The sequence below is a fragment of the Pseudarthrobacter sp. NIBRBAC000502770 genome, assembly GCF_006517815.1.
GTDB classification, from domain to species: domain Bacteria; phylum Actinomycetota; class Actinomycetes; order Actinomycetales; family Micrococcaceae; genus Arthrobacter; species Arthrobacter niigatensis.
In genome coordinates, this window is the sequence record NZ_CP041198.1 from 1,805,690 (window position 1) to 1,823,277 (window position 17,588).

Below are 17,588 nucleotides of genomic sequence, written 5' to 3' on the forward strand. Positions count from 1 at the left end.
CGTATCCGCAGGCATGATGGGCGGGACAACGCGGGTCCGATGAGGGAGCAGACATGAGCATTGCCGGGGCACCAATAGCCAGGATCGTTGTGGGCGTCGACGGGTCGGAAGCGTCCGTGGAGGCACTTCGGCAGGCCCAGAGGATGGCCATGCCCCTCGGCGCCAAGGTCCAGGCCCTCGCCTGCTGGGAATACCCGCAAATGTACAGCGGCTACGTGATGATGGGCGTCGAGGGCTTCGAGGAGGGTGCCAGGAAGGTCCTCGACGACGCAGTGGAACAAGCCTTCGGAGGCGAGACACCGGCCAACGTCACGTCGACCCTGGTCCGCAGCCATCCCCGCGAAGCGCTGATCGACGCCAGCCGCGAGGCCGACATGGTCGTGGTGGGCCGGCGGGGGCACGGCGGGTTCGGCGGCCTGCTCCTGGGCTCGGTCAGCTCCGCCATCGTGGCGCACGCGCATTGCCCGGTGCTGGTAGTCCACACTCCGGAGACCGGACCCGGCGGCCCCAAAGGTTCCTGAACGGAACATCGGCGGCAAGGACGGCTGACATCCAAGGCAGGTGATGGTGGTGCCGGCCGGTGAGGTACGACGACGGGCGGCCGCGATGGCGCTGGCCGCCGCCCTGGCGGTCCTCGCCATCATCCTGGCCCTGTTGCTTCCGGCACCCACGGCCGGACCGCCGTCGGCCGCTCCGTCCCCATCAGTGGCGCTTCCGCCGGCGCCGCCGGGATCACCCAATCCGCCGGCTCCGGGCGGTTCCGCGCCGGCGCAGGAGCTGCAGGAAACCGACACCCCCGAGGCAGGCCAGGCTCCGGTCCAGCCACCCGTGACCGAGCCGCCGGTTCCCGAACCAGGGCCACCCGAAGCTCCGGACCAGCCTCCGGAACCGCCCCGGCCGGTGCCGCTTCCGGAGTCCCTCCGGGGCCAGGACCTGACGGTAATCCCCGGCGCCGGCCGCGTAGTGGCCCTCACCTTCGACGCGGGAGCCAACGCGGCAGGGCTGGCAAAAATCCTGTCCGCCCTTGCCGCCCGCGGCGTGCCCGGGACCTTCTTCCTGACCGGGAACTGGGCGGCGAACAACCCGCAGGCCGTGGCGCAGATCGCGGCCGCCGGGCACCGGGTGGCCAACCATTCAATGACCCATCCGGTGTTCACCGGACTGGGCGATGACCAGATCGTCCAGCAGGTGCGCGGTGCAGAGCAGGCCATCCTGGCGGCCGGTGCCGACCCCAGGCCGCTGTTCCGCTTCCCCTACGGCGAACGCGACGCCCGCACCATCGCGGCGGTCAACGCACTGGGCTATGCGGCCGTGAGGTGGACCGTGGACACCCTGGGCTGGAAGGGGACCAGCGGCGGCGTGGACGTCCAAACGGTGGCAGACCGCGTCCAGGCGGGACTGCGGCCCGGCGAAATCGTCCTGATGCACATCGGGTCCAACCCCGACGACGGGACCACGCTCGATGCCGACGCCCTCCCCGGTGTCATCGACCGCGTCACGGCCGCGGGGTATGGTTTCGCCACGCTCGACGCCCTGCTGGGCCACTGACCCCGGGCCGGAACAGGACCAATGGCTCTCCCCCGCACCCCTGTGGGGCCAGATACTGGAACGGAAAGCGGGCGGCTGGCGTCCGCCTTCATGGGACCGGAGGTCGCGGAAGTGTACGGCTGGAACGATGGCATGGGCCTGTGGGGCTATGTCCTGATGAGCATCAGCATGGTGGTGGTCTGGGGTGCGATCATTACCGGCATCGTGCTGCTGGCCCGTTCCCTGCGGGCACCCTCCCCCTACGGCGCCCATCCACAGCCCCCTCGGACGGCCGAGGACGTACTGGCCGAGCGCTTCGCCCGCGGGGAGATCGACGCCGCGGAATACCAAAACAGGTTGGCCGTCCTGCGCGGCCACCCGGGTCCCTGAGACCGTCGTTCCCGCAGGCAAAAGGACAGTGGGCTGCAGCCATGCCACTCTCTGAATTCGAGAAACGCGAACTCGACCTGATCAGCAATGCCTTGGAGTCGGAAGACCCCAGGCTGGCTGCCCTGCTCAACAAGGATGCCTTTGCCGTTTCGCTGCGTACCCGCTTCCGGCGCGGACTGGCCCTGGTTGCCGCGGGCGCGGCCGTCCTGATCCTGGGGCTGGTGGTCCGGGTCCCGCTGCTGGGTATCGCGGGGTTCGCGGTCATGAACGGGGCAGCCTACTGGGCCATCAAGGACCTCCGCTGGTCCCTGCGCACCACCAACCGCCATGCCACCCAACTGGAAGGCAACAGCGAATAAGCGTCAGGGCGCGGCAGTGGAATGGGCCGCGCCGGCGTCAGCCTTGGCTCCGGCTTCCGGGGCGTGCACCACCAGCACCGGGCAGTAGGCATGGCTCACGCAGGCTGAACTGACCGAGCCGGGCACGAAGTTTCCGTGCCCCCGCCTCCCGACAATCAGCAGTGAGGCGTTTCGGCTCGCATCGATCAGTGCGGGGCCGGGCCTGCCGCGCACCAGGCGGGGGTGCACGAAGGACGGCACCTCACCGAAAGCGTCCGCCAGCGTCTGTTGGAGTACCTGGTCGGCGGCATACTTGAAGCCCTCGATCCCCACGGCGAGGTACACCCCGTAGCCCGCTGGAACGTCCCAGCATGCCCAGGCTTCCACCGGTGCTGAGAGGGGCTCCGCCATGGCCCGGGCCACCCGCAGCGCTGCGACGGATGCCTCGGATCCGTCCACTCCCACAATGATCCTGGGACGCTGGCCGGAGCCGGGCACCGCCGCCCCGTTCCCATGTTCTGCCACGTTGCCTCCTGTTTTCTCCCACCCCAGCGTGGACCGGAAGGGGTGCGGAGAACAGGGCCAAAGGTCATCACGGCGGAACGCTGCTGTGGTGCCGGCCGCAGCCGCGGCGGCGACCTGCGGGGCCGGCCGGACTTTGGTCCCTTCCCGCGCACCGCTGCGCAGGGAACAATGGGACCAGGCCCTTCCCGGGGGCCGCCCCGCGCAGGCGGGTTGAATCGTGGAGATTGTGGGAGCGTTCGGTGCAGATGCATGAGACTGGGGCTGATGAAGCGGCGGGATCTCCCGGGCAGGTCCGTGTGTTCATCCTTGATGACCACGAACTCGTCCGGCAGGGGCTGAAGGACCTGTTGGAGGGCGAAGGGTTCCTCGTGGTGGGCGAGAGCGGGTCCGCAGCAGAAGCCACGCGGCGCATCCCCGCGCTGCACCCGGACATCGCCATCCTCGACGGCCGGCTTCCGGACGGCACCGGGATCGAGGTCTGCCGGGATGTGCGCTCGCTTGATCCCCGCCTGCGCTGCCTGATCCTCACCAGCTACGACGACGAACAGGCCCTCCGGGGAGCGGTCCTGGCCGGCGCATCCGGGTACATCCTGAAGCAGATCAGGAGTGATGACCTCCTGGCCGGAATCCGGAGGGCTGCTGCCGGTGAGTCACTCTTTGATCCGGGAGTTGAGCAGCAGATCATTGCGGGCCTGTCCACGGCGCCTACCGACCCCCGGCTGGACGGCTTGAGCGCGCAGGAGAAGAAGGTCCTGGCCCTGATCGGCCAGGGGCTGACCAACCGCCAAATCGGCGATGACCTGTTCCTGGCCGAAAAAACCGTCAAGAACTACGTTTCGTCCATCCTGGCCAAACTGGGCTTCGAGCGCCGGACGCAGGCAGCAGTCTTCGTCACCAGGAGTTCCACGGACCCTGCCTGACGCCGCCGCCTGGGGCTACGCCAGCGGGACCGACCATTTCAGGCATGTGCCCATGCCGGGTGCACTGTCAATGGTGCAACTGCCCTTCAGTTGGCCTGCGCGTTGGCGCATGTTCGCCAGGCCGCTTTCGTGGCCCGGTTCGGTGAAGCCCCGGCCGTTGTCGCTGATGAGGAGCTGCACCTGGTCCCGGCCCACGGCCACCGACACCTGGATGTCTTCCGCCCCCGAGTGCCGCAGGGCATTGCTGAGTCCCTCCGACGCCACGGACAGCAGGTGGACGGCCACGTCTTCCCCCACCGAATCCACCGGCCCGTCCAGGGATACCTTGGGCGTCACCGCGTAGCTGCGGGAGCTTTCCCTGACCACGCGCAGGATCCGGCCGGTCAACGGTTCGCGTTCCTCGTCAGCGGTCCTGAGCGAGTAGATGGTGTCCCGCAGCTTGCGGATGGTGTCATCGAGTTCGGTGGTCACGGCGGCAATCCGTTCGTGCGCTACCGGGTCAAGGGTGTAGCGGCGCAGGCTCTGGATACTGAGTCCGGCTGCGAACAGGCGCTGGATCACCAGGTCATGCAGGTCCCGGGCAATCCGTTCACGGTCGGTGAAAAGGAGGTTCTGTTCACGCAGTGCGTTCACGCGGGCCAGGTCCAGCGCCAGGCCTATGCGGCTTCCAAAAACGGCACTGGACTCCGCTTCCGCCTGCGTGAACACGGGGGCCCCGTGGGCGCGGGCCAGGAGGAGCACCCCGTTGTTAGCGGAACTGTGCCCCAGCGGGCACACCAGGACGGAGCCGAGCTTCTCCGCCACCTCGCCGTCGAAAACCAGCCGCGGGTCCCGCGCCACGAATGAGCCGCCGTTCTGGATAACGTTGGACACGGCACTGGAGGCCATCAGTTCCTGGCCCGACTGGAGGCCTTGGACACCAAGGCATGACCGGCACCTCAGGGCTCCGTCACCGGCAGGAACGGCGATCACCGCAAGCACCGAGTCGGAGACCTTCAATGCGGTGCCCGCAACGAGGTCGAGGTTATCCGGGTCCCCCGGTTGGGAGGCCATGATCAGGCGGCTGCTCAGTTCCATGCCTGCTTCCAGCCATCGCTGCCGCCGGCTGCTGTTTTCAAAGAGGCGGGCATTCTGGATTGCCACTCCGGCCGCGGCCGCCAAGGCAACGGCGAGATCCTCATCCTCCGCGGTGAAATCCTGGCCCCCCTGCTTCTCGGTCAGGTAGAGGTTTCCGAACACTTCGTCGCGTACGCGGACAGGGACGCCAAGGAAGGTCTTCATGGGCGGGTGGTTCGGCGGAAACCCGGAGGTGATGGGGTGCCGGCCCAGGTCGTGGAGGCGCAGGGGCTTCGGTTCGCGGATGAGCAGGCCCAGGACGCCATGGCCGGTGGGCAGCTCGCCAATGGCACGGATACCTTGCTCATCGATGCCCACGGTTATGAAGTGGCTCAGCCTGCGGTCCTCGCCGATGACACCCAGCGCGCCGTACCCCGCCCCAACCAAGGCACAGGCCGAACGGACAAGGCGGTCCAAAACGGCCTCCAGGCTAAGGTCCTGGGCGAGCGCAACCACGGCCGCCAACAGTCCGTTGATCCGCTCCTGGTTGTCCGGCGGTTCGTCTCCCCGGACAGCGAAGTCCCGGAGCAGGTCCTCCACCGTGTCCCGCGTCGGGGAGCGCCACGGTTGCTCAGTGCCCACGTCCCACCTCCTGCGGAAGGAACCTGCGGCGCTGCGGATCCCTGGCGCGGTCTAAGTGTCCGAAACGGAAGTGCCGGCCTCCGCCCCCAATTCCGCCTTCACATGAGCATGAAGACGCTTCTCCTCCAATGGTAGGAGAGCAGGGCGAAAAATACCCTCAGTAGTCTTGGTATCGGCCCCCGGCCCGTTGGGCGGGACCTTCTTCCCTAGCCGCGGCGGCCCCACCGCCCTAGGCTACGGCCATGAACAGCGCAGCGACAGAACCGGAAATCAAGGAACTCGGCGTCCACGACTGCTGGCGGTACCTCCGATCCACGTCCCTTTGCAGGATCGCCTTCACCGACGGGGGCGGGGTGGAAAACTACCCCGTGAACTTTGTCCCCACTAACGGCACGCTGCTCATCCGTACCGGCGAAGGAACAAAGCTGGCCTCCCTTCCGGACCGGAAGGCGGTGGCCGTCGAAGCGGACGGAATGAACCAGTACGGCACCATCGCCTGGAGCGTCATCCTGAAGGGCCATGCCATGGTGGTGTCCGACGACGAGGAAATCAGGGACGCCATGGAGGCGGGCCTGTCCCCGTGGCAGCCGGGCCGGAAAAACGTCCTGGTCCGGATCACGCCGGAGGACATCAACGGCCGCCGGTTCGTCATCTCCGCCCCAACCCATTGGTGGCCGCCCCGGGAGCCCGCCGCAGACTAGGCCATGCAGCCCCACCCCTCACCACTCACGAAGAACCAGCAAAGGATGGTCCCCATGGCACCTGCCAAGCCAATCGCCGTCGGCATCTCAGAAACTTCCGCGGCCAATGCTGCCCTGATGTGGGCAGCTGCCCGGGCCAACCGGCTCCACTGCCCGCTCGCCGTCGTGAACGTTGTTGACGACCGTTGGATGGCAGCAGAAGTCCTGCCGTACCTGGAAGTCCTGCGTGAATCCGGCCTTGGGCTGCTGAAGGAGGCCGGCGAAAAGGCCACCGCCGCCCAACCGGGCCTGGAGGTCTCGCTGCAGCTCCTCGAAGGCGGCGTGGGGGCTGCACTGGGTGATTATTCCAAGAATGCCTCCATGCTTGTCATCGGGACCAGCGGGCACAACCGCGGCGCCCTGACGGACCGGGCGCTCCAGGCGGCTGCAACGGCCGAGTGCCCCGTGGCCGTCATCGGCGACGGCCAGTCGGAGGGCCGCGGCATCCTGGTCGGCGTGGACGGGTCACGGGAGGCAACCCAGGCAGTAGCGTTTGCGGCCGCCGAAGCTGACGCGCTGGGCGAGGAGCTGACCATTCTCTACGCTTTCACCGGCCCCAACCGGTGGATCGCTGCAGGACTCCCGCAGAGCAGCTTCGCCACCCATGTGGTCGAGGAGGAACGGATCGTGCTGTCCGAAACAGAAGCCGGCCTCCGGCAGGACTATCCGGACCTCGCGGTACACACCGTCATGGAAACCGTGCTGGAACCGGCGGACGCCCTGCTGCGCGCTGCCGCCGGCGCCCGGCTGCTGGTCCTGGGAAGCCGCGGAAAAGGTGCCTTCGGGAGGTTCGTCCTGGGGTCCACGGCGCATGCCGTGCTCACCCAACCACCGTGCCCCACCGTGATCACCCGGATGCACAAGCAACACGACGGCTGACCGGGCCTGCCGCCTGGCCGCACGATGCCGATACCTGCGGACCCCAGCCCACCGCGCCCGGGAGTGGACATGCGCCGTTCCCGGGACGGGCTCTCCACCGCCGAAGTAGGTGAGCGGACCGCTGCCGGGCGCGTCAACAGTGTGCCGACGGCAACCAGCAGGAGTGCCGGCGAGATCATCCAGGCGAATGTGTTCACCCTCTTCAATGCGGTGGTGGGAGGGTGTTTCATCCTGCTGCTGGTTTTGGGCCAGTGGCGGGACGCGCTCTTCGGCCTGTCAGCAGTCAGCAACTCACTGATCGGCATTATCCAGGAGTACCGGGCCAAGCGGTCCCTCGACCAGCTGGCCATATTGCAGGCAGCCAGGAACATGGTGGTCCGGAACGGTGCCCGGGAAGTCATCTCCTCGGAAGATCTGGTTCCTGATGACCTCGTTTTGCTCAATGCCGGAGACCAGGTCACGGCAGACCTGTTGCTCATCGGCAACAGCCCGCTCGAAGTTGACGAGTCCCTGCTGACCGGCGAATCCGAGCCCGTCCCCAAACAGGACGGGGCCGTCCTGCTGTCCGGTTCACTGATCCTCGCGGGAAACGGGCAAGCCACCGTGCTCCGGGTTGGACCTGAAACGTCCGCTTACCGGCTGGCCGCCGAGGCACGGCGGTTCTCCCTGGTCACGTCGGAGATCCGCAGGAGCCTGGAGAAGGTCTTCACCGTCATCACCTGGCTGCTCCTGCCCGTTGCCTTGCTGCTCACTAATGCGCAGATGCAGGACCAGGGCGGTTGGGGCGGAGCGATGGGATCGGGACGGTGGGTACCGGCGGTCGTGGGAGCCGTCGCCGGCATCATGGCCATGATTCCCCTGGGGCTCCTCCTGATGACCAGCGTGGCGTTTGCCGTGGGCGGGCTTCGGCTTGCCCGCCAGAAAGTCCTGATCCAGGAACTCGCCGCCGTGGAAGTACTGGCACGGGTGGACGTCCTCTGCCTGGATAAAACGGGCACACTGTCCTCCGGCTCCATGGTCTTCGATGCCGTCCACCACACCGGGGACGTCTGCCCACCCGGGTGGCGGCGGGCGGTGGAATGGTTTGGCGCAAGCCCGGACGCGAGCAGTACCGCTGCGGCGATCGGGGCAGCCTTTCCTGCCGAGATTCCGCTCACGGAGCAGGATTCAGTCCCGTTCTCCTCCGCCCGGAAGTGGAGTTCGGTGACGTTCGCGCCGGAATCCGCCGCTCCCGGAACGTGGGTCCTCGGAGCCCCCGACTCGGTGCTCGGCTCCCCTGGCTGCGGCAAGGTGCACGGCATGGCGGTGGCCCTCGCATCCACCGGGCTGAGGACGCTGGCACTGGCACATCTCCCGGGACCGCTGCCGCCGGATGCCGCAGGGACTGACCTGCCGCCGGAGCTGGTGCCGGTCCTGCTGCTCACCTTCCGTGAGAGCATTCGTGCCGACGCCGCGGCAACGCTGGATTACTTCCGCCGGCAGGGGGTTACCGTCAAGATCATCTCCGGTGACGATCCCCGGACGGTGGCAGCGCTGGCCCGCGGGGTGGGCTTTGGAACCGGGACTGCCTACGACGCACGGACGCTTCCCGGCGATCCGCTCCTGCTGGAGGAAGTCGTCGAGTCCCAAGACCTCTTCGGAAGTGTGACGCCATCCCAGAAGCGGGACCTGGTCCAGGCCCTGAAGCGACGGGGACATACCGTGGCAATGACCGGGGACGGAGTGAACGACGTCCTGGCCCTCAAGGAGGCGGACCTGGGAATCGCCATGGACTCGGCGTCGCCTGCGACCAAGGCCGTGGCACGTATGGTCCTCCTCGACGGGCGTTTCGAAAGGCTGCCCGCTGTAGTGGACGAGGGACGCCGCGCCATCAGCAACATCGAACGCGTCTCCCTGGTCTTCCTGAGCAAGACCGTCTACGCAACGGTCATCTCCGTGGTCACCGGCATCCTGTTACTGGCCTTTCCGTTCCTGCCGCGCCAGCTTTCCGCCCTGGACGGCCTGACCATCGGCCTGCCGGCGTTCTTCCTGGCCCTGCAGCCAGGCGGCCAGCGCTACGCCGCCGGGTTCCTGCGGCGTTCCCTGACCTTCGCGGTCCCGGCAGGAACCTGCACGGCCCTGTGCGTCCTGGCGGTCAGCGCATATGGGCAGTTATGGGGCGGACACAGCCTTGCGTCCGCGCAGTCTGCGGCCACCATAACCCTGGGACTGGTGGCGGCGTGGATCCTGGTGATGGCATCGCGCCCCCTCAACTGGACCAAGGTGCTGATCCTCGCCGGGATGTACGCGGGACTGGTCCTGTTGTTCAGCCTCCCATTGACGCAGGACTTCTTCCGGGTGGAGTGGCCGCCCTCCGGACTCCTTGCCGTGTCCGTTGCGGTTGCGGTTGCCGGGTGCCTGGCCATCGAAATTGTTGGCCGTTTCACCCGCCGGCCGTCCACGCCTGCCCGCGGAACAGGGCTGGGACCTTTGGCTCTGGAACCGGATTCCCGGGAAGGGGATGGTGGAACTGCCGGGCAACGCGATGGACCGGCATCCACCTGAGCAGGAGACAACAATGAATGACCTGATGAAATGGTTCGACAACCGCCGCTCCCCCATGGACGTCATCGAACGCCTTTTTGAAGGCGATGTGGGGACGTCCGCCATCCGGGTTGAAGAGATGGTGGACGGCAATACGCTGGTGGTGCGCGCCGAACTGCCCGGCGTCGATCCGGAGAAGGACGTGGACGTGACGGTCACCGACGGCGTCCTGACGATCAAAGGCGAACGGCAGGAAAAGAAGGAACACAAGGACAAGGACAGCTACCGTTCCGAGTTCCGCTACGGTTCGTTTGTCCGGCGGATTCCCCTCCCAAGTGGAGTTCAGCAGGGCGACATAACGGCATCGTACAAGGATGGAGTCCTTGAAGTCCGGGCGCCAATGCCGGACCAGGGACAGGCAGCCGCGGCGTCGAAGATCCCCATTAGCCGGGGTTAGGAACAGCCAGGTTACGACGCCGGTGCCTGGCCCTGTGAGGGCCAGGCAGTTTATTGCCCCTTGGCCAGGGCTGCCTCCGCTGCCGCAATGACGGGCAGCGTCCTGACGTAGGTATCAGGATTCAGGGACACCGAGTCGATTCCCTCCCTGACCAGGAACTCCGCCAGGTCCGGATGGTTGCTGGGCCCCTGTCCGCAGATTCCGATTTTGATGCCGGCGGCGTGGGCCTTGCTGATCGCCTGGGCAATCATGGACATCACTGCCGGGTCCCGCTCATCGAACAATCCAGCAAGCTCCTCGGAGTCGCGGTCCACACCCAGCACCAGCTGGGTGAGATCGTTGGACCCGATGGAGAAGCCGTCAAAACGCTTGGCGAATTCCCCGGCCAGGACCACGTTGGACGGGATTTCGCACATCATGTAGAGCTGGAGCCCTTCCTGGCCGCGGACCAGCCCTTGCTCCTCCATCGCCTCGATGACCTGGTCCGCCTCGCGCACGGTGCGGCAGAACGGAACCATGACAATGACGTTGCCGAATCCAGCCCGTTCCCGCACGCGTTTGAGGGCCCTGCACTCGAGTGCGAACCCTTCACGGTAGTGGCTGCTGTAGTAGCGTGAGGCGCCGCGGAACCCCAGCATGGGATTTTCCTCTGCACGCTCGAAAGCACTGCCGCCAATGAGGTGGCTGTATTCGTTGCTCTTGAAGTCGCTGAGCCGGACGATCACCGGCTTGGGGTGGAAGGGCGCCGCGATCTTGGCTATTCCGGTTGCCAGCACGTCGATAAAGTACTCCTGCGGATCCGGGTAGCCGCTGGTGAGCTGCCGTATCAGGGCGGCCTCTTCCGGATCCGCAACTTTTTCGGGATGGACCAGTGCCATCGGGTGGATGCGGACCAGGTTGTTGATGATGAACTCCATGCGGGCCAGGCCCACGCCGGCGGCGGGTAAACGCCACCACTTGAAGGCTGCCGCCGGGCTCGCAATGTTGATCATCACGGCCGTGCGGGTGGCTGGCAGTGCATGCATGTCCACGTCTTCCACGGAGAACTCCAACAGCCCCTCGTAGACGCGGCCCTCCTCGCCTTCCGCGCAGGACAAGGTGACCTCGACGCCGTCGGAAAGCACCTCGGTGGCGTTGCGGGACCCCACGACGGCGGGCACCCCCAATTCGCGGCTGACGATCGCTGCGTGGCTGGTTGGACCGCCGTGGTCGGTGATGATGCCCGCGGCCCGCTTCATGATGGGCACCCAGTCCGGGTCAGTCATCCGGGTGACCAGCACGGAGCCATCAACAAAGGACTCGATGTCCTTTGCATCCTGGACCACGCATGCCCGGCCTTTGGCGATGGAGTCGCCGATTGCTGCTCCTGTGACGAGGACCCGGCCGGGCTTTGCCAGGTGGTACGTGCGGAAGCTGGACGTGCTCCGGCGCGCCTGCACCGTTTCCGGCCGGGCCTGCACCATGAAGAGTTCGCCGGTCACGCCGTCCTTGGCCCACTCCATATCCATCGCACGGCCGTAGTGGTCTTCTACGGCCACTGCCCACCGGGCCAGCAGGACCACTTCCGTGTCATTCAGCACCAGCGAGCGCTGCTCCCGCTCCGTAGTATCGACCATCCGGGTCCGGGCATCCCCGCCCTGGCTGTAGACCATCTTGCGTTCTTTGGCCCCGATCTCCCTCTCGATGACCGGGCTGAAGCGCTGGTCTGCGAGGAGCCCCTTGAAGACCTGGTACTTGTCCGGGTTGATGGTCCCCTGCACCACTGTCTCCCCCAGTCCCCAGGCCGCACTGATAACCACCACGCCGGGGAATCCGGATTCGGTATCGAGCGAGAACATCACGCCGGATGCGCCAACGTCCGAACGGACCATGTGTTGCACGCCGACGGACAGGGCAACGTCCATGTGGCCGTAGCCCTTCATTTCGCGGTAGCTGATGGCCCGGTCCGTAAACAGCGAGGCGTAGCAGCGCCGGCACGCGTCGAGCACCCCGCGCTCGCCGGCCACGTTAAGGAAGGTTTCCTGCTGCCCGGCAAAGCTGGCATCCGGCAGGTCTTCCGCTGTGGCGCTGCTGCGGACCGCAACGGAAACCGCGGGCTGCCCGACCCGTTGGCAGAGGTTCCGGTAGTGCTCCTGGATGTCTGCGGCGATGCTTTCCGGGAAGGTTGCCTGCAGGAAGAGTTCACGGATCGCGGCCCCCGCCTGGCGCAGCGTGAGGGTCCCGGCGCGCTGTTCCTCCATGTGCATCTTGATCCGGGGCTCCAGGTTATTGGCAGCAAGGAATGCCCGGTAGGCGGCCGCCGTGGTAGCGAACCCTTCGGGAACCCTGACTCCTGCGGATTGGAGGGCCCGGCTGAGCTCCCCGAGGGAGGCGTTCTTTCCTCCCACGGAGGGGATGTCCGCGATTCCGGTGTCCTCGATCCATACGACGTTCGCGACTGTAACGGAGGATTCTGCGGCGGCACTCATGGCTCGATTCTTGCCGGGGGCAGCAGGGGGCAGTCAGAGGCTTTGGTCCTTGGTGCGGCGCAGGCGCCCCCGGACGGATTTGTGCATCCAGTCCGCCAGCAGGACAGCGGGGGCTGCCAGGAGGGCGAGGAGGAGCCCTTCGGGGGGCGGCGGGGACTGGCCCAGCAGCGCAGCGAGCGACGGCAGGTACAGGCACGCCCCCAGGATGGCAGCTTCTGCGAGCACGGCCCAGACCAGGAGCCGGTTCGTTCCCCAGCCCAGTTTCCATGGGGGCACCGTTGCGCTCCGGCAGGCAAAGGCGTTGGCGAGTTGTCCCAGGACGACGGCGGTGAAGGCGGCCCCGGAAGCGGCCATCAGCAAGGGCACCTGCGGGTCCCGCCCCCGGGTCCAGCCGCCGCCTGCCAGGACAGCGGAGAACACGGCCATTTCGACTGCCGCTTCCACCGGGCCCAGGATGCAGAACACGCGGATGATCAGGCGCCGGTCCATGAGGTGCCGGCGTTCGGGCGGTCGGGTCAGCACGCGCCTCCCCGGCGGCTCGGCACCCAGGGCGAGCGCCGGCAGCAGGTCGGTGCCGATGTCCAGGGCGAGGATCTGGAGGACACCCAGGGCCAGCGGAAAGTGGCCGCCGGAGAGCGCCCAGATGACGAAGGGGGTCAGTTCGGCCACGTTGTCGGTGAGGTGGTAGGTGAGGAAACGGTGGATGTTGGCGTACGTTGCCCGGCCTTGTTCGATGGCGGCCACAATGGTGCCGAAGTGGTCATCGAGGAGGACCAGGTCCGCGGCTTCGCGCGCCACGTCGGTTCCGCTCAGGCCCATGGCCACCCCGATGTCGGCTTCACGCAGGGCCGGGCCGTCGTTGACGCCGTCGCCGGTCATGGCTACCACGTGCCCGCGGGACTGCAGGGCCCTCGCGACCCGAAGTTTTTGCTCGGGTGAAACCCTGCTGACCACCACTCCGTCACGGTCCAGGAGCGCTCCGAGCACCTGGTCGTCTTCCGGCAGTGCTGCGCCTTCCAGTACGTATTCCGGCGTTCCCGTCAAACCAATCTGCCGGGCGATCGCGGCGGCGGTGGCCGGATGGTCCCCGGTAATCATGGCCACCCTTAGACCTGCCTGCCGGGCTGTGCGGATCACGTCCCCGACATCCGGCCGCGGCGGGTCCTGCAGCCCGATCAGGCCCAGCAGTTCCATGCCCGTTTCAAGCTCCGCTGCGGCGGCGGACTGCCATGTTCCAGGGGCGCCTCCAAGCCGCCGGCGGGCCACCGCAATGACGCGCAGGCCCCGGTTCGCCATCACGTCCACCTGGTCCCTGACCGGGCCAGGAACGGACTCACACACGGGAAGGACGGTTTCCGGGGCACCTTTACAGAAAAGGTCCTGCCCCACGATCGCTGACTCCCTGCGCCGGGCAGGATCGAACGGGAACCGCCGCGACGGCACGGGCCCGGACACTGTGCCCGTCAGCCTGCGTGCCAGGACGTCCATGGCCGCTTCCATCGGATCACCCTGGGCACGCCATTGTCCGTCGTGGAGCTCGGCACGGCCCTGGGAAGCGGTGCGGGCGGCGAGCGCGGCCTGGGCAGCTTTCTCGACGCCACGGCCTTCGATGTGCGCCTCAGGGGAATACCCATCCCCTGCCACCTCGATGGCGCCGTCGGCCGTGAAGACTTCGACGGCGTTCATCCGGTTCTGCGTCAGGGTCCCGGTTTTGTCCGTGCAAATAAAAGTGGTTGAGCCCAGGGTTTCCACTGCTTCGAGGTTGCGGACCAGTCCCTTGCGCGATGCCATGCGCTGGGCGCCCATGGCCAGGGACAGCGTGACGGTGGGCAGGAGTCCTTCCGGCACCAGCGCTACGGCAACGCCAATGGAGAACAGGAACGAATCGCGCCACTGGAAACCCACCAGCAGCGATGCCAGGAAGAAGACCGCCGCGATGCCCAATGCCATGCCCGCCGTAACCCGGACAATCCGCCGCAATTCCAGGGACAGGGGCGTTGGTGGCGGAACGGCAGCGCTGGTGAGGGCGGCGATCCCCGCGAGCCTGGTCTTGGCGCCTGTTGCGGCGACGGCGGCCTCCCCGTAACCGTTGACCAGGAAGGTGCCGCCCCAGGCCTGGTCCCCTGCGGATTTGGGCACCGGGTCGCTTTCGCCCGTCAGCATCGATTCGTCCACCGCGCAGGCCTGGGCAGTCAAGAGGACCACATCTGCCGGTACGCGGTCGCCGGCAGACAGCAGCACCACATCTCCCACCACCAGTTCACTGGCGTGGACCTTTCGCACCTTTCCGTCCCGCCGGGCCAGTACGTCCGCCGGCAGCAGTCCCCGCAGTTTCGCGGCGGCGTGCTGGGCGCGTTCCTGCTGGATGTGGGCGAACACCCCGTTGACTATGACGACGACGATGATCGCCACTGCCAGTTGCGGCATGTCCGCGATGAAGGCCAGCGCGGCGGCGCACCACAGCATGAGGGCGAAGAAGTGCGTCATCTCGCCCCAGAGCTTCCGCCACTGGGATACGGGTTTCTCAGTGGGGAGCTGGTTGGGGCCTGCCTGTTTCAGGAGTTGCGCGGCCTCCGCTGAGCTCAGGCCCTCAGCGGTCCTCACACGGCGTCCGCCTCCTGCCCTACCAGGAGTACCGGGCAGTTGGAGTGGGCGGCGCAGGCCTTGCTGACCGAGCCCATGGCTGCCTTCAGCAGGCCGCCCTCGCCGTGCCGTCCCACCACCAGCATCTGCGCCCGCCGGCTCTCCTCCACCAGCACCTTTGCCGGTGGTCCAAACTTGATGGTGACGTCGATGTTTTCGGGCCGGTCGCCGGAAAAGGCCCGGCCCAGGGCGTCCTCAACCAGCCGGCCCGCCGCATCCTCAAGCCTGGCGGTGAATTGCCGGTCCGCCCCTTCCAGGCGTGACATCACCAGGTAGTCAGGCATCCCGACGCAGGAGATGACTTCGAGGCGGGTGCCCAGACGGGCTGCAAGCGTGCCCGCGTAGCGAAGCGCGGCGGAGGAGTATTCAGAACCGTCCACACCCACGATGACGGGCTTGGCCCCTGTTTCTGCGTTCATGGGAACCACGATCCCGGCCGGGCAATGCCGAGGGAAGGGCCAAAGGTCATGCCGGCGGCGCAGCCGGCTTCCGGTCAGCACCGTGAAGCGCGCGCAGCCCGTTCAGGATGGTGGCCAGGTCCACGAACTCCTGCAGGAGGGCACCGGCGACGGCGGGAATGTACCCCGTCATGGCTATTGCCATCAGGACCAGGCTGAGCCCTATCCCGGTCCAGATGCTCACCAAAGCCACCGAGACGGTCCGTTTGCCAATGGCCACGGCCTGCGCAACTTTCGAGACGTCGTCGAGCATGATCACAACGTCCGCCGATTCACTGGCCGCGGTGGCACCCTTGGCACCCATCGCGATCCCCACGTCCGCCGCTGCGAGGACAGGTGCATCATTGACGCCGTCCCCCACCATCAGCACCGGCCGTTCCATGATGGCGGCCACCGTGTTGACCTTGTCCTCGGGGAGGCAATCCGCCTGGACGCGGCCGATCCCCGCTTCCTCGGCAATATGGGCTGCCGTGGCCTGCGCGTCACCTGTCAGCAGCATGGTGTTCCGCACGCCCAGGCTGCGCAGGCGGGCCAGGGTGTCCACGGCATTGCGGCGCAGCGGATCCTTCATGACCAGGGCACCGGCGTATCCGCCGTCCACGGCCACATGGACCGCCAGCTGCCCGCTGTGGACGGTGGCCTCCTGGAATCCGGTTGAGGAATTCCGCACCAGGCCGGCTTTGCCTACCACCACCCGCTGGCCGTCGCAGACGGCTTCCACGCCGTGGGTTGCGTTCTCCGTGGCCTGCTGCACGGGAAGGAGTGTCAGGCCGGCGGCCGCGGCGGCTTCGATGACGGAGCCTGCCAGTACGTGCGAGGAGTACTGTTCGGCGGAGGCGGCCAGTTGCAGGATTCTCTGGCTGCCCAATGCCTCGCCTTGGCCCGGTGCCACCTGGATGCGGTCCAGGACCGGGCGCCCCGACGTGAGGGTTCCGGTCTTGTCGAAAACCGCTGTCTGGGCCTTCGCCAGCTGCTCGAGGGTGCGGGTGTTCTTAATGATGATGCCCTTGTGGGCGGCCTGGCTGGTACCGGCAAGGAAGGCCACCGGCGCCGCGATGAGGAGTGGGCAGGGTGTGGCCACCACCAGCACCTGGGCGAAGCGGAGGGGCTCGCCGGACAGGAACCACGCGGTGCCGGCCATGGCCAGGGCCAGGATGGTGAAGGGAACGGCGTAGCGGTCAGCAAGCCGGACCACCGGCGCGCGGCTGTTGGACGCCTCTTCGACCAGCGCGATGATCCGGCTGTACTGGGAGTCCGCGGCGGTGGCTGACGCGCGCATGCGGATGGCGGCCACCCCGTTGACAGAGCCGCTGAGCAGGGTTTCCCCCATGGTGTGCTCCACCGGCAGGCTTTCCCCGGTCAATGAGGACTCGTCGAGGCTGGCCGAGTCGGACAGGAGTTCGCCGTCCACGGGTACCAGTTCGGAGGGGCGGACCACCAGCACGTCCCCCTGGGCCACGTCGCCGATTGGGGTGTCCTCAAGGACCGCACCAGCTCCCTCGCGGTGGGCAAAACGCGGCGCCCGGTCCAGGAGGGACCGCAGTTCACGCGCGGCTCGTCCCTGGGCAAAGTCCTCCAGCGCCTCGCCGCCGGTAAGCATCAGGATGACCACCAGCGCAGCGAGGTATTCGCCCACCACCACCGTACTGACGATCGCCATCAGTGCCAGCAGGTCGATCCCCCAGCGTCCCTCCCGCAAGGACCGGACCATGCCGGCAGAACGTGCCACCACGATGACGGCAGCGTAGGCCGACGCGAGGACGCGGACCTGCAGTTCCAAACCGAATTGGAGCAGCACCAGCACCGCTGCGAGCACCACACAGGTCAGCGCGACGACGGGATACCGCCTCATAAAGCCCCAGGCCCTTTCGACGGGCGACCCAGCGGATCCCCCTGCGTCCAAGCTGCCCGGGCTCCCGCCGGTGGCCGCAGGCAGGGCAGCAGGCTTCCTCATCCAGGACACTTCCGCAGGTGCTTCATACGGTCCTCACACATGAAGCCGAACCTACCCTGCCGTCGACA

At 67.1% G+C, this 17,588-nt stretch carries 15 protein-coding genes; 9 read left to right on the plus strand and 6 right to left on the minus strand.

Annotation, left to right across the window (positions count from 1 at the left end):
• Positions 1–53 precede the first annotated feature (53 nt).
• The 4 genes from NIBR502770_RS08680 to NIBR502770_RS08695 are packed head-to-tail and all read left to right on the plus strand — an operon-like array spanning position 54 to position 2,276.
• The gene (locus NIBR502770_RS08680; protein WP_141181685.1) at positions 54–521 is read left to right on the plus strand and encodes a universal stress protein; all 468 of its coding nucleotides are present in this window, start codon (positions 54–56) and stop codon (positions 519–521) included.
• A 43-nt stretch (positions 522–564) separates the two neighbouring features.
• Positions 565–1,548 carry a polysaccharide deacetylase family protein gene (locus NIBR502770_RS08685; protein WP_141160288.1) on the plus strand — a complete coding sequence of 328 codons (984 nt, stop codon included), beginning with the start codon at positions 565–567 and terminating at the stop codon, positions 1,546–1,548.
• Positions 1,549–1,569: 21 nt separating this feature from the next.
• A complete protein-coding gene (locus NIBR502770_RS08690) occupies positions 1,570–1,917 on the plus strand; it encodes an SHOCT domain-containing protein (protein ID WP_246839674.1) in 348 nt (115 codons plus the stop codon).
• Positions 1,918–1,958: 41 nt separating this feature from the next.
• Positions 1,959–2,276, plus strand: a complete 318-nt coding sequence (locus tag NIBR502770_RS08695; RefSeq protein WP_141160287.1) for a DUF3040 domain-containing protein — start codon at positions 1,959–1,961, stop codon at positions 2,274–2,276.
• A 3-nt stretch (positions 2,277–2,279) separates the two neighbouring features.
• Here NIBR502770_RS08695 and NIBR502770_RS08700 read toward each other — a convergent pair whose 3' ends face one another.
• Positions 2,280–2,780, minus strand: a complete 501-nt coding sequence (locus NIBR502770_RS08700; protein WP_246839673.1) for a universal stress protein — start codon at positions 2,778–2,780, stop codon at positions 2,280–2,282.
• Between the two features lie 245 nt (positions 2,781–3,025).
• Here NIBR502770_RS08700 and NIBR502770_RS08705 point away from each other — a divergent pair, with 245 nt between their 5' ends.
• Positions 3,026–3,700: a response regulator transcription factor gene (locus tag NIBR502770_RS08705; RefSeq protein WP_168223144.1), complete on the plus strand. Its 675-nt coding sequence runs from the start codon at positions 3,026–3,028 to the stop codon at positions 3,698–3,700.
• A 15-nt stretch (positions 3,701–3,715) separates the two neighbouring features.
• Here NIBR502770_RS08705 and NIBR502770_RS08710 read toward each other — a convergent pair whose 3' ends face one another.
• Positions 3,716–5,398: a GAF domain-containing sensor histidine kinase gene (locus tag NIBR502770_RS08710; protein WP_141181686.1), complete on the minus strand. Its 1,683-nt coding sequence runs from the start codon at positions 5,396–5,398 to the stop codon at positions 3,716–3,718.
• 242 nt (positions 5,399–5,640) lie between these two features.
• Between NIBR502770_RS08710 and NIBR502770_RS08715 the strand changes: the two genes are divergently transcribed.
• The 4 genes from NIBR502770_RS08715 to NIBR502770_RS08730 all read left to right on the plus strand — a co-directional run bounded on the left by NIBR502770_RS08715 (position 5,641) and on the right by NIBR502770_RS08730 (position 9,997).
• Positions 5,641–6,099 carry a pyridoxamine 5'-phosphate oxidase family protein gene (locus NIBR502770_RS08715; RefSeq protein WP_141160286.1) on the plus strand — a complete coding sequence of 153 codons (459 nt, stop codon included), beginning with the start codon at positions 5,641–5,643 and terminating at the stop codon, positions 6,097–6,099.
• A gap of 54 nt (positions 6,100–6,153) precedes the next feature.
• Complete coding sequence (locus NIBR502770_RS08720; RefSeq protein WP_141160285.1) at positions 6,154–7,017, plus strand: universal stress protein; 864 nt, start codon at positions 6,154–6,156, stop codon at positions 7,015–7,017.
• Positions 7,018–7,086: 69 nt separating this feature from the next.
• Positions 7,087–9,561, plus strand: a complete 2,475-nt coding sequence (locus NIBR502770_RS08725; RefSeq protein WP_141160284.1) for an HAD-IC family P-type ATPase — start codon at positions 7,087–7,089, stop codon at positions 9,559–9,561.
• 13 nt (positions 9,562–9,574) lie between these two features.
• Positions 9,575–9,997: an Hsp20/alpha crystallin family protein gene (locus NIBR502770_RS08730; protein WP_141160283.1), complete on the plus strand. Its 423-nt coding sequence runs from the start codon at positions 9,575–9,577 to the stop codon at positions 9,995–9,997.
• Positions 9,998–10,047: 50 nt separating this feature from the next.
• On the opposite strand, the gene ppsA is transcribed toward NIBR502770_RS08730, so the two are convergent.
• From ppsA to NIBR502770_RS08750, 4 genes are read right to left on the minus strand one after another with little or no spacing between them, the layout of a single operon-like run.
• Positions 10,048–12,465, minus strand: a complete 2,418-nt coding sequence (gene ppsA, locus NIBR502770_RS08735; protein WP_141160282.1) for a phosphoenolpyruvate synthase — start codon at positions 12,463–12,465, stop codon at positions 10,048–10,050.
• 33 nt (positions 12,466–12,498) lie between these two features.
• A complete protein-coding gene (locus NIBR502770_RS08740) occupies positions 12,499–15,069 on the minus strand; it encodes a cation-transporting P-type ATPase (RefSeq protein ID WP_141181687.1) in 2,571 nt (856 codons plus the stop codon).
• Positions 15,066–15,527, minus strand: a complete 462-nt coding sequence (locus tag NIBR502770_RS08745) for a universal stress protein (protein ID WP_141160280.1) — start codon at positions 15,525–15,527, stop codon at positions 15,066–15,068. Before NIBR502770_RS08745 ends, NIBR502770_RS08740 begins: the two co-directional genes overlap by 4 nt.
• 46 nt (positions 15,528–15,573) lie before the next feature.
• Positions 15,574–17,418 carry a heavy metal translocating P-type ATPase gene (locus tag NIBR502770_RS08750; protein WP_246857450.1) on the minus strand — a complete coding sequence of 615 codons (1,845 nt, stop codon included), beginning with the start codon at positions 17,416–17,418 and terminating at the stop codon, positions 15,574–15,576.
• Positions 17,419–17,588 lie beyond the last annotated feature (170 nt).

What these genes read in the sequence shown, in the direction of transcription:
- NIBR502770_RS08680 (WP_141181685.1), top strand. Translation starts at nt 54, where the DNA reads ATGAGCATTGCCGGGGCACCAATAGCCAGGATCGTTGTGGGCGTCGAC.
- NIBR502770_RS08685 (WP_141160288.1), top strand. Translation starts at nt 565, where the DNA reads ATGGTGGTGCCGGCCGGTGAGGTACGACGACGGGCGGCCGCGATGGCG.
- NIBR502770_RS08690 (WP_246839674.1), top strand. Translation starts at nt 1,570, where the DNA reads ATGGCTCTCCCCCGCACCCCTGTGGGGCCAGATACTGGAACGGAAAGC.
- NIBR502770_RS08695 (WP_141160287.1), top strand. Translation starts at nt 1,959, where the DNA reads ATGCCACTCTCTGAATTCGAGAAACGCGAACTCGACCTGATCAGCAAT.
- NIBR502770_RS08705 (WP_168223144.1), top strand. Translation starts at nt 3,026, where the DNA reads ATGCATGAGACTGGGGCTGATGAAGCGGCGGGATCTCCCGGGCAGGTC.
- NIBR502770_RS08715 (WP_141160286.1), top strand. Translation starts at nt 5,641, where the DNA reads ATGAACAGCGCAGCGACAGAACCGGAAATCAAGGAACTCGGCGTCCAC.
- NIBR502770_RS08720 (WP_141160285.1), top strand. Translation starts at nt 6,154, where the DNA reads ATGGCACCTGCCAAGCCAATCGCCGTCGGCATCTCAGAAACTTCCGCG.
- NIBR502770_RS08725 (WP_141160284.1), top strand. Translation starts at nt 7,087, where the DNA reads ATGCGCCGTTCCCGGGACGGGCTCTCCACCGCCGAAGTAGGTGAGCGG.
- NIBR502770_RS08730 (WP_141160283.1), top strand. Translation starts at nt 9,575, where the DNA reads ATGAATGACCTGATGAAATGGTTCGACAACCGCCGCTCCCCCATGGAC.
- ppsA (WP_141160282.1), bottom strand. Translation starts at nt 12,465, where the DNA reads ATGAGTGCCGCCGCAGAATCCTCCGTTACAGTCGCGAACGTCGTATGG.
- NIBR502770_RS08745 (WP_141160280.1), bottom strand. Translation starts at nt 15,527, where the DNA reads ATGAACGCAGAAACAGGGGCCAAGCCCGTCATCGTGGGTGTGGACGGT.
- NIBR502770_RS08750 (WP_246857450.1), bottom strand. Translation starts at nt 17,418, where the DNA reads ATGAGGCGGTATCCCGTCGTCGCGCTGACCTGTGTGGTGCTCGCAGCG.